Source organism: Gelidibacter sp., assembly GCF_035577925.1.
In the GTDB taxonomy this organism is placed as follows: Bacteria; Bacteroidota; Bacteroidia; order Flavobacteriales; family Flavobacteriaceae; genus Gelidibacter.
In genome coordinates, this window is record NZ_DATJCY010000163.1 from 1 (window position 1) to 13,046 (window position 13,046).

Below are 13,046 nucleotides of genomic sequence, written 5' to 3' on the forward strand. Positions count from 1 at the left end.
GACAAAAGCTTATGGCAACTACGAAGATTTGATAACAGATCCCAATATTGATGCCGTGTATATTGCAACGCCACATAGTTTTCATAAAGAGTATAGCATTTTATGCCTTAATCATAAAAAAGCCGTGTTGTGCGAAAAGCCATTGGCCATGAATAGTGAAGATGTTGAAGAGATGATTAATGTTGCAAAAGCCAATAATATATTGCTAATGGAAGCGTTGTGGACCTATTTTTTGCCACATTACCAATTTGTTTTAGACGAACTCAAATCTGGAAAATACGGTCATATCACAAAGCTCGAAGCCGATTTTGGTTTTCAGTCCAAATTTGATATTAATTCTCGCGTTTTCAACAAATCACTTGGTGGTGGCAGTTTGTTGGATATTGGGATCTACCCCATTTTTGCTGCATTGTCCACTTTAGGAAAACCCATTGATGTAGACGCAAAAGCTGTGTTTTTTGAGAATGGTGCCGATGCGTCCTGCGATATGATTTTTAATTATTACGATGGTGTCAAAGCATTTTTAAAAAGTACCCTTTTAGAAAAAACACCTACTGAAGCCACTTTTTATTGCGAAAAAGGAATCCTTAAAATTCATTCGAGATTTCATCAACCCTCGTCGGTTACAATCCATTATGGCGGAAAAGACAAAATCTACGATTTTAAAACACCTACTTTTGGTTACAACTTCGAAATTGATCATTTTAATGAACTTCTTCGAAACGGAAAAACAGAAAGCCCATTAATGACTTACGAGTTTAGTAAAAATTTGATGTTTTTAATTGATGATGTAAAACACCTTATCGGATTGAAATATGAATAAAAAAACCTTTCAGCTCTAAAAACTGAAAGGTTCTAATTTTGATTAAAAATATACAATGCTGTATAATTTCAATATAAAATTTACATGGCACCCCATTGTTTCAAGCTGTCTGTATTCATTTTAACATAATCGGCATTTCCAGCTTCTTTTGATGCTGCCAAAGATTTTTTAGCAATTTCGATAGCACCTTTCATATCACCAGCTTTTGCATAAATCAACGATTGTTGTCTTAATTGATAAAAAGCAGGATTTGGAGTCATGGATATCGCTTTGTCCATCCATATTTTAGATTGATTGGCATCTTTTCCTTCTTCATAATAATATACCGCAGCGGCATAATAATCGCTTGCACTCGGACCATTCATAACTCTCTCAATATTGGCCGTTACTGTTTTTTCTGTCGGCACCTTAAACTTAACTCCACCGTACAAATTGGCCCAACTTATTCCGAGTGTCGCGCCGTTGTTGGACAAATCATCAAATCCTAAAGTAAAAGTTTCAATGTTCATCGGAATTTTAAAGGTTTCTATAGATACTTTAGCTGCAATTTTTGACGGATCCAATTCTTGCGGTGCTCCCCAATTACTAGCATTTGAATAAAAAACAACGTCCCATTTGTTCTCGTTTGGAATTGCAAAAAGCGCATAAGTTCCAGCTTTTAAAGTCTTTCCTTCAACAGTGACGTCTGTACTAAAAGTAATTTTGGTATTGTTATTTGCACCCATTCGCCACACTTTGCCATAAGGAACCAAATCGCCAAAAATAGTACGATTTCTCATGTTTGGACGCGAATATTCCAAGGTAACATCCGTTAAACCTACTTTTTGCTCAACTTTAGAAAATGGACTAGGTTGAGGCGTTTCAATTTGAGAACTTGCCGAAAACCCCATCCCTAAAACGGCAAGAAAAAGCATAATTTTTTTCATAATATTTGATTTTTATTGGTTAATAATTTAACAAAGTAAAATTACATCTTTTAAATTTCTCAACTGTTAACAAACTAATAAATTAATCACCCGTGAAAACATATAATTCTGATAAACAAAAGATTAAAATATAAAACCAAGCTTGTTAACTATGTTAAATATTGTTTAATGTTACAGACAAAACATTAAAGATTTGGTATATTCGCAATTAAATTAATATTATGGCAAATCAAATTAGTACTTCAAACCAAGATATCATCAACGAAGCGCTTGAGTTTGAACAGCAAAAACTAAGATCGCTCTCTACGAGTGACAGAATAGAAATTTCGAGACAAGCCAAAACCTTAATTTTAGGCCTAAACGAAATTTACAAGCGCAAAAAAGATGAACAAATCATGGATATCATGAAACGTTTAACGGTAATAAAACAAAAAGTTGAAAAACGTTTAAAAGGAAAACCACTAACAGCGTAACTCCTATTTGTTTTATCTAAAAAACTCAATAAATAATTATTAAATCTTAAAAAAGTCCATTTTGAACAATTCAAAATGGACTTTTTTACTTATAAAATTAAGAATACGATTTTTTTGGTTTAAAAAAAATGCTTCAGGATTTCTCTGAAGCATTTGTATATAAAAATCGTCAATAATAATTAGTTTGAATTCACGCGCGTAATCTTTGCGCCAATGGCTCTCAAACGCTCATCAATATATTCATAACCGCGATCAATCTGCTCAATATTATGAATGGTTGAAGTTCCTTTAGCAGAAAGTGCTGCAATCAACAATGAAATCCCTGCACGAATATCAGGAGATGTCATGGTGGTTGCTTTTAATGTCGATTTGAAATCATGACCGATAACAGTAGCGCGATGTGGATCGCAAAGAATGATTTTTGCACCCATATCGATCAGTTTGTCCACAAAGAACAATCGGCTTTCAAACATTTTTTGATGCACCAATACCTCGCCTCTGGCCTGTGTAGCAACGACCAATATAATACTCAGCAAATCGGGAGTAAACCCTGGCCAAGGCGCATCAGAAATAGTTAAAATAGATCCATCGATATAATTTTGTATTTCATAACCATTTTCATGCGCTGGGATATGAATGTCTTCACCTACTTGCTCTACCGTAATACCAAGTTTTCTAAAAACATTGGGAATTTGACCCAAATCGTTCCAACTTACATTTTTAATGGTCAATTCACTTTTGGTCATGGCGGCCAATCCAATCCAGCTGCCTATTTCAATCATATCGGGCAACATCCTGTGCTCAGTTCCGCCGAGCGCATCTACGCCTTCAATTATCAACATGTTTGAACCAATACCGGTAATCTGGGCACCCATTCTATTCAACATTTTGCATAATTGTTGCAAATAAGGCTCGCACGCTGCATTGTAAATAGTGGTTGTGCCTTCGGCCAAAACGGCAGCCATCACAATATTGGCCGTTCCTGTTACCGATGCTTCATCCAAAAGCATGAATGTACCTTTCAGTTTATTAGCTTCAACACCATAAAAATGGTCTTCGCGATTGTATCGAAAAGTAGCTCCCAAATTTATAAAACCTTCAAAATGCGTATCCAAACGACGACGACCGATTTTATCACCTCCTGGTTTTGGAATATATCCTTTTCCAAAACGTGCCAAAAGCGGCCCAACGATCATAATAGAGCCTCTAAGTCCTTTTCCGTCTTCTTTAAACTCAGCTGATTCCAAATATTCCAAATTGACATCATCAGCTTGAAAAGTATAAGAACCCGCACCAATCTTATTCACTTTTACGCCAAGTTTTTCCAAAAGCATGATCAGCTTATTGACGTCTATAATATTGGGTATATTATGAATAGTAACGACTTCGGGTGTTAGAAGCACAGCACATAAAATTTGTAATGCTTCGTTTTTTGCGCCTTGAGGTTGGATACTTCCTTTTAATTGATGACCTCCTTCAATTATAAATGTTGACATGTACGATTAGTAACGCTTTCTGTTGCGGTTGGTATTTGTTTTTTTAGTGTGCGATTTTTTATTTGTGGATGCATATTTCTTTTTGCTCCGCATTAAGGTAGTAGCATCCGATAGGTCTTCGTCTTCCTCTTTCAAATTGATTTTCCCACCTGACAATTCATACAAATGATGAAAAATAACATCATCTTCAACGGTGTCTTTATTCCAATTCAGAAAACACTTTTTCATATGATTGGCAATAGTATAAATCAACGCTTCTTTTAAATCGCCATCTTCCCAAGTGTTGGCAACATCAATCATAGTTTTGATATTATTGCCGTAAAATCGGTATTTCGGGAAATTTTGAGGATATCTTAAAGGTTCTGGATGAGCTTGTAACTCATCTCTTAATGGTTTTGGATATGGCGAATCAACATCCAGATCAAAATCGGCCATAATAAAAAGTTGATCCCAAAGTTTATGTTGAAAATCAGGAACATCTCTTAAATGTGGCTGCAAATTGCCCATTACAGAAATAATAGCCTTGGCCACTTGGTTGCGCTCTTCTTTTGTGGGGCGCTCTTTGGCATAATGGATCATCTTTTGCATGTGACGTCCGTATTCAGGAATAATCAGATGTTCGCGTTCGGTATTGTATTCTAAAAATTCTATCAAAATATAATGTGTAGTGTTAAAAAGCAGTGCGCATTAGTAGGCACCACTGTACTTTGTGTATGCACGCAAAATACAAAAAAAAATAACGAATCTTTAATAAGGGTCTTAAAGTTTATGAAAAACTTAAAATGCTAGTATCTTAAAATGATAAAGATTTTAAAATCATAGAAATCACATCTTCTTAGCAGAATGGTCTCTAGGCGTTTTTCAGAAGTTTCTCAACTTTAAAAAGTATTAAATCACTTCTGAAATGAAGTGAAATTGACTGGTTTTAAAACAGAATTACAATCGGTTTTATAACTTTATTTTAAGTGATTTTAAAACGGTCGATTTGGCAAATCTACAACGAAATAACGCCTTCTACTTTTTCTATTACTTCCTTATATTTATCAATAACTGCTTCGGGTGTTGGCATTTGTAAATTAATGGAAACGCTGGTGTATTTTCCGTTTGCCGAAGGTTTCGTCAGGATTACCGCTCCCATATTATCAAAAATATTTTCAATTTCTGCTATTTTACGGTTTTCTGATATTACAATAAATTTATAAAGATATTCTGAAGGCCAGCTTGTCGTAGCATACAATTGTGATCTTAATTTGTCGTAAAATTCTTCTTGATTTTTCTCTGTATTCATAATGATTCAAATTCAACAGCAAATATACATTTTAGTTTACATTTTTTAATTTCTATTTAAATTACGATTTTTGCTATAAAATCTAGCCAAATTGAATACTAGAAAAATTGTAATAACCGGAGGTCCTGGAACTGGAAAATCGTCGATAATTGACGAATTAAAACGAAGAGGATATGTTTGCTTTGATGAAATTTCGAGGCAAGTAACTCTCGATGCCAGAAAAAATGGCGTCGAACAGCTTTTTTTAACCCAGCCACTTTTGTTTAGCCAGCTGCTCTTGGAAGGGCGCACCAAACAATTTATAGAAGCGGAAAAACAGGAAAATAAAACGGTCTTTTTAGATCGTGGCATGCCCGATGTTTTGGCTTATATGGATTTTTTTGGGAGTGAGTATCCCGATCATTTTACAAATATCTGTAAGGATAATACCTATGATGATATTTTTATTTTAGCACCCTGGAAAGAAATTTTTAAAAGTGACAGCGTACGCTATGAAACCTTTGAGCAATCAGAAATAATCCATGAACATCTTTTGGAAACCTATAAAAAATTTAATTATAGTTTAATAGATATTCCTTTTGACACTGTAGAAAAACGTGTAGATTTCATCATCGATTCGCTAAACAAAAAATAATGTCACATCCTGTCATTATATTAGAACGCTATTGGAATCACACCTCTTTCAGACCTTTGCAAGAAGACATTATCAATGCGGTATTAAATAATGAAGATACTTTTGTACTATTGCCTACAGGTGGTGGAAAATCGGTGTGTTTTCAAATTCCTGCATTAATTAGAGAAGGTATCTGCATAGTGATATCTCCGCTTATTGCCTTAATGAAGGATCAAGTGGACCAACTTAAAGCCAAAGGCATTAAAGCTATGGCGATCACTAGTGGTATTCCTTATCAAACTTTAGATACGCTTTTGGACAACTGCATTTACGGCAATTACAAGTTTCTTTATCTTTCGCCCGAACGTTTACAGCAAACATTGGTCCAGGATCGCATTCAACAAATGCCGGTAAATCTCATTGCTGTTGATGAAGCGCATTGTATAAGCCAGTGGGGAAATGACTTCAGACCTGCTTACAAAAACATAAATATTTTAAGGCAGTTGCATCCTTCTGTTAATGTAATAGCCTTAACGGCTACCGCCAAACCCAAAGTTGTTCAAGAAATCATGACTGAGCTTGATTTTATGGCTCCCAAAGTGTTTCAGGCTTCTTTTAAAAGACCAAATATTGCCTATATGGTTTTGGACTGTAATGATAAACATTATAAAATTGAACAAATCCTAAAAAAATATCCCGGACCGTCTATAATTTACGTCAGAACCCGACGTGCCACAATTGATCTCTATTCTTATTTAGAATCAAAGGGCATTTCTGCCACCTATTATCATGGCGGCATTAGTACTAAAGAAAAAAATGACCATCTGGAGCAATGGAGCCATAACAAAAAAACGGTTATGGTCGCTACCACTGCATTTGGGATGGGCATTGACAAACCCGATGTCAAAAACGTCATCCATATTAATTTGCCCGAAAGCCTAGAAAGCTATTATCAGGAAGCTGGTCGTGCAGGTAGAAACGGAGAGCCATCATTTGCCGTAATTTTAAAGAATGCGGCAGATGAACAGAAATTGAAAAATCAGTTTTTAGATACATTGCCTTCCATAGACTTTATAAAGCAAGTCTATCGAAAACTGTGCAACTATTTTCAAATATCCTATGGCGAAGGTCATTTAACACAACATCAGCTTAATTTTAATGCGTTTTGCAAAGCCTATAATTTTCCTTCGAGCATGACTTATAATGTGATCCAAATATTGGATCGGACGAGCGTTATAAATATAGTACAGCAATTTAATTATCAAACAAAACTGCAGTTTTTAATTAGCAATCAGGCATTATTTGGATATCTGAACACGCATAAATCTTTTGAACCTGTCATAAAAGCCATTTTAAGAACTTATGGCGGAATTCTAGATCATCAAATAAAAATTGACCTCAACTTGGTTTCAGAAAAATCTAATTGCGATCAAAATCAAGTTCTTGCTATTTTATATAAAATTGAACAAGATGGGATTATTGACTTCACACATTCCAATACCGATACCGAACTTACGTTTTTACAGCCGCGCGAAGATGACAAAACCATTAATAGAATTGCTAGTATTATTGAGCAACAACACCGTTTAAAAGAAGACCAAATTAATGGAGTAATCCATTACATATCTGATGACAAACATTGCAAAAGTGTTCAGCTATTAGAATATTTTGGAGAGACAAAAAGTGAGGCCTGTGGCATTTGTTCAGTATGTATCTCCAAAAAAACAAAAACAGATAAAAACGACATCAAAAACATTTCGCAGCATATTATTCTACTTTTGGAAAACGAACCCATGAACGTCAGAACGCTTGTTGAACAGTTAGAATATTCTGAAAAGGACATTTTAGAAACCCTGAAATTAATGTTGGCCAATAATATTTTAGAAATAACAACCAACAATTCATTTAAAATAAAACACACATGAAAAAGAGAGATTTAAGAATTGTATTTATGGGTACTCCAGAATTTGCGGTTGGTACCCTAAAATTAATGGTTGAAAATAATTATCAAATTGTCGGTGTGATTACAGCTCCAGATAGGCCGGCAGGTCGTGGCCAAAAACTCCATCAATCGGATGTAAAAAAATATGCACTTTCACAAAACTTGAAACTCTTACAACCTGTCAATTTGAAAGACGAGGATTTTTTAACCGAATTACAGTCGCTAAATGCCAATTTGCAAGTAGTTGTTGCGTTTAGGATGCTACCAGAAGTAGTTTGGAACATGCCCGAATATGGCACTTTTAATTTACATGCCTCCCTTCTCCCCGATTATCGAGGCGCTGCGCCTATCCACTGGGCCATTATAAATGGTGAAGAAAAAACAGGGGTAACCACTTTTTTTATCGATGAAAAAATTGACACCGGTGCCATTATTTTACAAAAAGAAACACCTATTTATAAGGATGAAACCGTTGGTTCGCTACACGATCGGCTGCAAGATATAGGTAGTCAATTAGTGATCGAAACCTTAAAACTAATAGAATCAGGAGAGGACAAAACTACAATTCAGCCAAAAATTGAACAACCAAAAACAGCATATAAACTTAATAAGGAAAACTGTCAAATTGATTGGAATGAAAACTTGGACAGCATTTACAATAAAATACGAGGCTTGAATCCTTTCCCTTCGGCATGGACTAACCTCAAAACGAATGACGACTTATTAATGGTAAAACTGTTTGATGTTGAAAAAGAAGAAAAATCCCACAATGACGCCATCGGAACGATCACAACATCCAAAACCGAGTTAAAAGTATCTGTTAAAGGCGGTTATATAAAGATTAATGAAATGCAGCTTCCCGAAAAACGAAAAATGGACATTCGGTCACTTTTGAACGGTTTTAATTTTTCTGATGGTGACAAAATGCTTTAAACCCTTAATAACATTGAGAATACAAAAAAAAGCAAAAACATATTGTGCTTATTAACAAATGTTTGAAGTTATTAACAATAATTTGCTTTTCCCTTGTCTTTACTTGCTTTAATGGATAATCCGTATAATTTTGTAGAAGGATTTGACAAAATGTTTAACCCAATTTATAATAATAATTAAAATATTTAATTTTATGAACAAAACAGATTTAATCAATGGAATGGCTGAAAGTGCTGGTATTACCAAAGCTGCGGCAAAAAAAGCATTGGATTCTTTATTAGCTGATATTGAAGGTTCTTTAAAAAGTGGTAACAGAGTTTCGTTAGTAGGTTTCGGATCTTGGTCAGTTTCCAATAGACCTGCAAGAGAAGGAAGAAACCCACAAACGGGCGACACTATACAAATCAAAGCGAAAAACGTAGTGAAATTTAAAGCTGGTGCTGATTTGACCAACGCTGTGAACTAATATTATATTTAGATATACAAAAGGAGTCTGCTCATTTGAGTGGACTTTTTTTTGCGCTTATTTTAACAAATTAATTGTTTTTTAAAAAAATAAGGTTTAGCTTTATTATTAAATCATCATAATTATGATTACGATAAAGCCAAAAAAAGGACATCTTTTAATTGCCGAACCCTCTATTATAGGAGACACTGCATTTAATCGTTCGGTAATTTTATTAGCTGACCATACAACCGAAGGTTCGGTAGGGTTTATTTTAAACAAACCTTTAAAATACACCTTAAATGATTTGTTGCCTCACTCTACAATGCCATTTAAGGTTTATAATGGCGGTCCGGTTGAACAGGATAATCTTTATTTTATTCATACGGCCCCAAACTTAATTCCTGAAAGTATTGAAATTTCATTGGGAATTTATTGGGGCGGCGACTTTAACGCGGTTTTGGAACTTATAAATAATGGCAAGCTAAAAGCCTCTGATATCAGGTTTTTTCTTGGATATTCGGGATGGGGATCAAATCAATTGGAGTCTGAGTTAGAAACCAATTCATGGATTGTAACCGAAAACATCTACAAAAAATCAATCATAGAAAAAAAAGACGACAGTTTTTGGAAAGAAAAAATGTTGGAACTTGGTGGTGAATACAGCATTTGGTCCAATGCACCAGAACATCCAAGTTATAATTAGGATAGTCTTATTTTAATGTTCAGTTTCTCTAAGAGTAATTTTGACACTTCTGTCGTAAATTCCTTTTTCCTATATTTTGTTATGGGTTGAATTCCTAAAATGGTATTTGTTAAAAACACCTCATCGGCCTTTTGCAGTTCAAAGGGCGAAATCGGGACCTCTTCCAAAATATAACCTTCAAGTTTTTCAACCAATTCTATAATTTGTTTTCTCATGATGCCTTTAAGGCAACCCTCAGATAATGGCGGGGTTTTTATGACGCGATCTTTGACCAAAAACAAATTGCCATGCAAGGCCTCGATAACCATTTTATCGGTATTTAACAAAAGACAGGTATCAAAATCATTTTCTCTTGCAAAAATACTTCCCAGCACATTGATGATTTTATTATTGGTTTTTAAAGTTGAAAGCAAGCCTTTGGCCACATAAAAATCCTTGAACAAATCAACCGTATAAGTTGGTTTATTTAAGGTGTAAAAATTAGAATCCAAAGGTTCTGAAACTATGTTATAACCAATAGCATTGCTAGAAGGGCCATATTTTCCGTCAGCATCACGATGTACATTAATCCGAACTCTCGCAGTTGACTGCATCAGCGCATTGGCTTCCACGGTTTTTAGAATTTCACTTTCAATAAATTCCATGGTGAAATTCATTGGTATCTCCATTCTTAAAATGCGCATGGACGACATCAATCTAAAATAATGATCTTCCATAAATAGTACTTTGCCATGTACCACTCTTAGCGTTTCAAAAAGAGCATCGCCATAGGCATAACCTCTATTTTGTACAGACAATAAATTTGCAGGAGTATTGTGGAGGGTTCCGTTAAAATTAACCATAAAAAAATCTCGTAGTTTTTAAGAAAGTCGAGACAAATATACTATAAAAAAAGAGTCTATCTAAGCAGAGCCCAAAACCTGTTTTAAATCTGAAATTTGATTTTCCCAAAGCATCTTAGCTTCTTCAACTTCATCTTCATAAATGAAATCAGTAACAATTAGAGAGACGTCTTTTGTAATTTCATCGACCTGAATTCTAATTTCAAAATAATAGGATTCATTCTCTTCTTCATCTGTCAGCCATCTAAACTTAACGCGTTCATCCATTTTTTTACTCAATAATTTAGCTTTTTCCTCACTGTCATCCCAAATGAAGGTAAACAATTCACCACGTGAATTTACATTGTCAGCAAACCATTCAGAAAGTCCTGAAGGCGTGGATATATATTGATATAAAAGTTGAGGCGATGAGTGGATTGAGAATTCCATTTCAAATTTAATTTTGTCTTCCATAGATCTATTTTATTTACACGGTCAATATATAATTAATAGTTTAGTTTAAAGACAAATTGTCCTAAAAAAATTTTATATGGCTTTTAATGAATTTAATGTTTGCGAACGTTAATTTTGTTTTTATATTTGCAGCCTCAAATAAATACATGGAGCTACGGTATCAAAACTAAATAGTTCTTGTAAGATGAATAATGGCGAGGTAGCTCAGTTGGTTAGAGCGTCGGATTCATAACCCGGAGGTCGGGGGATCGTGCCCCCCTCTCGCTACTTGAAAATGAGGCAGTTACATGAACTTGTAGCTGCTTTTTTTATTTTACCCAAAAAACACTTCTAACAAAAACAATCCCATCTTTTTGTACTCTTTGCTATAAGGCTATGAGATCTTTCGGTTTAAAAAACCCTCACTTATTTCAGTCATTTAAAGATCAAATTAAAATTTTATGAAAATCAATTTAGCATTCTTTTTTATCGTAATTTCACTAAAGATTTACATCTAAAAATCGGAATTGAATTTTTATTTATGATCCTGATATTTAAGTTTATGTCCTCAATATATTTTTTTTGATGCCAACGATTATTAAATACCAGTTTCAACACTTTTTCAACCTAAATCCATAGATCAACTATGATTATTTTAGAATACACTAAAATTTAAGGCCGATGTCAAACACCAATAACTTAAAGTTTAGAAATACAAACGTTTCTTATTTTTCCGACGCATAGACGTCAAACCCTTTCAAAAGCAGCACTTGGACATCTATAAGTGTACTTAATGGCGAGAAAGAATACTTCTTATTAGTTTTTTTAAATATTACAAAACTGAAGCTTCAAAAACAAACGATGAATTCATTTAGCTTTTATGTGCAGTAGTTTTAAATGTCAATAGGTCGATGTCTTTCAGAAATGCCAACCTAGTCAAGAATACTTAAACAATCATTTTTAGATTAAATGGGTTATAAACTTAACATCCGGATATTGATCTACCAATAGAACAAACATCATCCAAACACCTAATATAAAACACATTATATGATATTTTCGTAAGTAAATTATGAGAACATAATAATAAAACAAGAAATAAGTTTTAATATCTTTAAATAAAATTAAACGATTATGAAATTAACTTCTAGAGAAACAGAAAAGCTTATGCTTTTTTTAGCAGGTGAACTCGCTGAAAAACGAAAAGCAAGAGGCGTAAAATTAAATTACCCTGAGGCGATAGCATTGATAAGTTCAAGATTACATGAATTGGCTAGAGACGGCAAAAGAGTAGCAGAATTAATGCAACTTGGAGCAACCTTTTTAACTCGGGAAGATGTCATGGAAGGCGTCCCAGAAATGATCCAAGATGTTCAGATAGAAGCCACTTTTCCTGATGGTACAAAACTGGTGACCGTTACCAAACCAATTCGTTAATAAAATTTAATAATTATGATACCAGGAGAATATATTTTAAAGGAAGAGAAAATTGTTTGTAATGCCAATAAAGAAAGTATTACTATAAAAGTTATCAATACTGGCGATCGCCCAATACAGGTAGGCTCTCATTTCCACTTTTTTGAAATCAATAAAGAAATTGCTTTTGATCGTGAAAAAGCATTTGGAAAACGTTTGGATATTTTGGCAGGAACGGCAAAACGCTTTGAGCCTGGTGAATCAACTGAAGTACAGCTTATAAGTTTTGGAGGACTTCAAAAACTGTACGGTGCCAGTAACCTCACTCAAGGAGACACAAATTCCAAAGAAAGCTTAGAAAAAGCAATGAAAAAAATGAAATCTCAAAACTTTAAAAATATAAAATCATGAGCTTTAAAGTAGATAGAATTAAGTACGCCAATATTTATGGCCCTACTGTTGGGGACAAAATTCGCTTGGGTGACACCGAATTATTTATCCAAATTGAAAAAGATTTCAATAGTGACCATTATGGTGAGGAAAGCACGTTTGGCGGTGGAAAAACCGTAAGAGACGGCATGGCTCAATCAGCAACCAAAACGCGCGATGAGAACGTTCTAGATTTAGTGATTCTCAACGTCATCGTTGTTGATCATTGGGGTATTATAAAAGGTGATGTTGGTGTTAAGGACGGAAAAATTGTAGGAATTG

General features: G+C 34.3%; 15 protein-coding genes, 1 tRNA gene and 1 pseudogene. 11 read left to right on the forward strand and 6 right to left on the reverse strand.

Translation table 11 applies throughout. The annotated features are described in order from the left end of the window. Nucleotides 1–823, forward strand: an 823-nt coding sequence (locus VNJ50_RS05695; RefSeq protein ID WP_325579885.1) for a Gfo/Idh/MocA family oxidoreductase, incomplete at its 5' end; no start/stop codon positions are given. 80 nt (nt 824–903) lie between these two features. Here the strand turns inward: VNJ50_RS05695 and VNJ50_RS05700 are convergent. Continuing rightward, nucleotides 904–1,749, reverse strand: a complete 846-nt coding sequence (locus VNJ50_RS05700; protein ID WP_325579887.1) for a DUF2911 domain-containing protein — start codon at nt 1,747–1,749, stop codon at nt 904–906. Nucleotides 1,750–1,970: 221 nt separating this feature from the next. Between VNJ50_RS05700 and VNJ50_RS05705 the strand changes: the two genes are divergently transcribed. Beyond that, on the forward strand, nt 1,971–2,222 hold the full coding sequence (locus tag VNJ50_RS05705; protein WP_325579889.1) for a hypothetical protein: 252 nt from the start codon (nt 1,971–1,973) through the stop codon (nt 2,220–2,222). Between the two features lie 179 nt (nt 2,223–2,401). Here the strand turns inward: VNJ50_RS05705 and murA are convergent, their stop codons facing one another. The 3 genes from murA to VNJ50_RS05720 all read right to left on the reverse strand — a co-directional run bounded on the left by murA (nt 2,402) and on the right by VNJ50_RS05720 (nt 5,006). After that, the gene (gene murA / locus VNJ50_RS05710) at nt 2,402–3,718 is read right to left on the reverse strand and encodes a UDP-N-acetylglucosamine 1-carboxyvinyltransferase (RefSeq protein WP_325579891.1); all 1,317 of its coding nucleotides are present in this window, start codon (nt 3,716–3,718) and stop codon (nt 2,402–2,404) included. Nucleotides 3,719–3,724: 6 nt separating this feature from the next. Continuing rightward, complete coding sequence (locus tag VNJ50_RS05715) at nt 3,725–4,372, reverse strand: DUF4290 domain-containing protein (protein ID WP_325579893.1); 648 nt, start codon at nt 4,370–4,372, stop codon at nt 3,725–3,727. A gap of 340 nt (nt 4,373–4,712) precedes the next feature. Beyond that, nucleotides 4,713–5,006, reverse strand: coding sequence for a DUF493 domain-containing protein (locus VNJ50_RS05720; RefSeq protein WP_325579895.1), 294 nt, complete (start codon nt 5,004–5,006; stop codon nt 4,713–4,715). Nucleotides 5,007–5,097: 91 nt separating this feature from the next. On the opposite strand from VNJ50_RS05720, the gene VNJ50_RS05725 reads away from it, so the two are divergent. From VNJ50_RS05725 to VNJ50_RS05745, 5 genes are all read left to right on the forward strand, one after another. Next, nucleotides 5,098–5,640, forward strand: coding sequence for an ATP-binding protein (locus VNJ50_RS05725; RefSeq protein ID WP_325579897.1), 543 nt, complete (start codon nt 5,098–5,100; stop codon nt 5,638–5,640). Beyond that, nucleotides 5,640–7,544, forward strand: coding sequence for a RecQ family ATP-dependent DNA helicase (locus tag VNJ50_RS05730; RefSeq protein WP_325579899.1), 1,905 nt, complete (start codon nt 5,640–5,642; stop codon nt 7,542–7,544). The genes VNJ50_RS05725 and VNJ50_RS05730 overlap by 1 nt, the downstream gene beginning before the upstream one ends. Then, nucleotides 7,541–8,494 carry a methionyl-tRNA formyltransferase gene (gene fmt / locus VNJ50_RS05735; protein ID WP_325579901.1) on the forward strand — a complete coding sequence of 318 codons (954 nt, stop codon included), beginning with the start codon at nt 7,541–7,543 and terminating at the stop codon, nt 8,492–8,494. Before VNJ50_RS05730 ends, fmt begins: the two co-directional genes overlap by 4 nt. A 193-nt stretch (nt 8,495–8,687) precedes the next feature. Further along, nucleotides 8,688–8,960 (forward strand): HU family DNA-binding protein, encoded by a 273-nt coding sequence (locus tag VNJ50_RS05740; RefSeq protein WP_325579902.1) that lies wholly within the window; start codon nt 8,688–8,690, stop codon nt 8,958–8,960. Between the two features lie 124 nt (nt 8,961–9,084). Further along, nucleotides 9,085–9,645 carry a YqgE/AlgH family protein gene (locus VNJ50_RS05745; protein WP_325579904.1) on the forward strand — a complete coding sequence of 187 codons (561 nt, stop codon included), beginning with the start codon at nt 9,085–9,087 and terminating at the stop codon, nt 9,643–9,645. Here VNJ50_RS05745 and VNJ50_RS05750 read toward each other — a convergent pair. Both VNJ50_RS05750 and VNJ50_RS05755 read right to left on the reverse strand, forming a co-directional pair. After that, on the reverse strand, nt 9,642–10,487 hold the full coding sequence (locus VNJ50_RS05750; protein ID WP_325579906.1) for an aminotransferase class IV: 846 nt from the start codon (nt 10,485–10,487) through the stop codon (nt 9,642–9,644). The genes VNJ50_RS05745 and VNJ50_RS05750 overlap by 4 nt on opposite strands. Before the next feature lie 60 nt (nt 10,488–10,547). Beyond that, entirely contained in the window at nt 10,548–10,940 is a 393-nt protein-coding gene (locus tag VNJ50_RS05755) for an START-like domain-containing protein (RefSeq protein ID WP_325579908.1), read from the reverse strand. Between the two features lie 193 nt (nt 10,941–11,133). Between VNJ50_RS05755 and VNJ50_RS05760 the strand changes: the two genes are divergently transcribed. The 4 genes and pseudogenes from VNJ50_RS05760 to ureC form a co-directional block, all read left to right on the forward strand. Further along, a tRNA-Met gene (locus tag VNJ50_RS05760) sits at nt 11,134–11,207 on the forward strand. 846 nt (nt 11,208–12,053) lie between these two features. Further along, entirely contained in the window at nt 12,054–12,356 is a 303-nt protein-coding gene (ureA, locus tag VNJ50_RS05765; protein WP_325579910.1) for an urease subunit gamma, read from the forward strand. 15 nt (nt 12,357–12,371) lie between these two features. After that, nucleotides 12,372–12,746 carry an urease subunit beta gene (locus tag VNJ50_RS05770; protein ID WP_325579912.1) on the forward strand — a complete coding sequence of 125 codons (375 nt, stop codon included), beginning with the start codon at nt 12,372–12,374 and terminating at the stop codon, nt 12,744–12,746. Then, nucleotides 12,743–13,046, forward strand: a pseudogene (gene ureC / locus VNJ50_RS05775) (urease subunit alpha); the annotation flags it as partial. The gene VNJ50_RS05770 and the pseudogene ureC, both read left to right, overlap by 4 nt.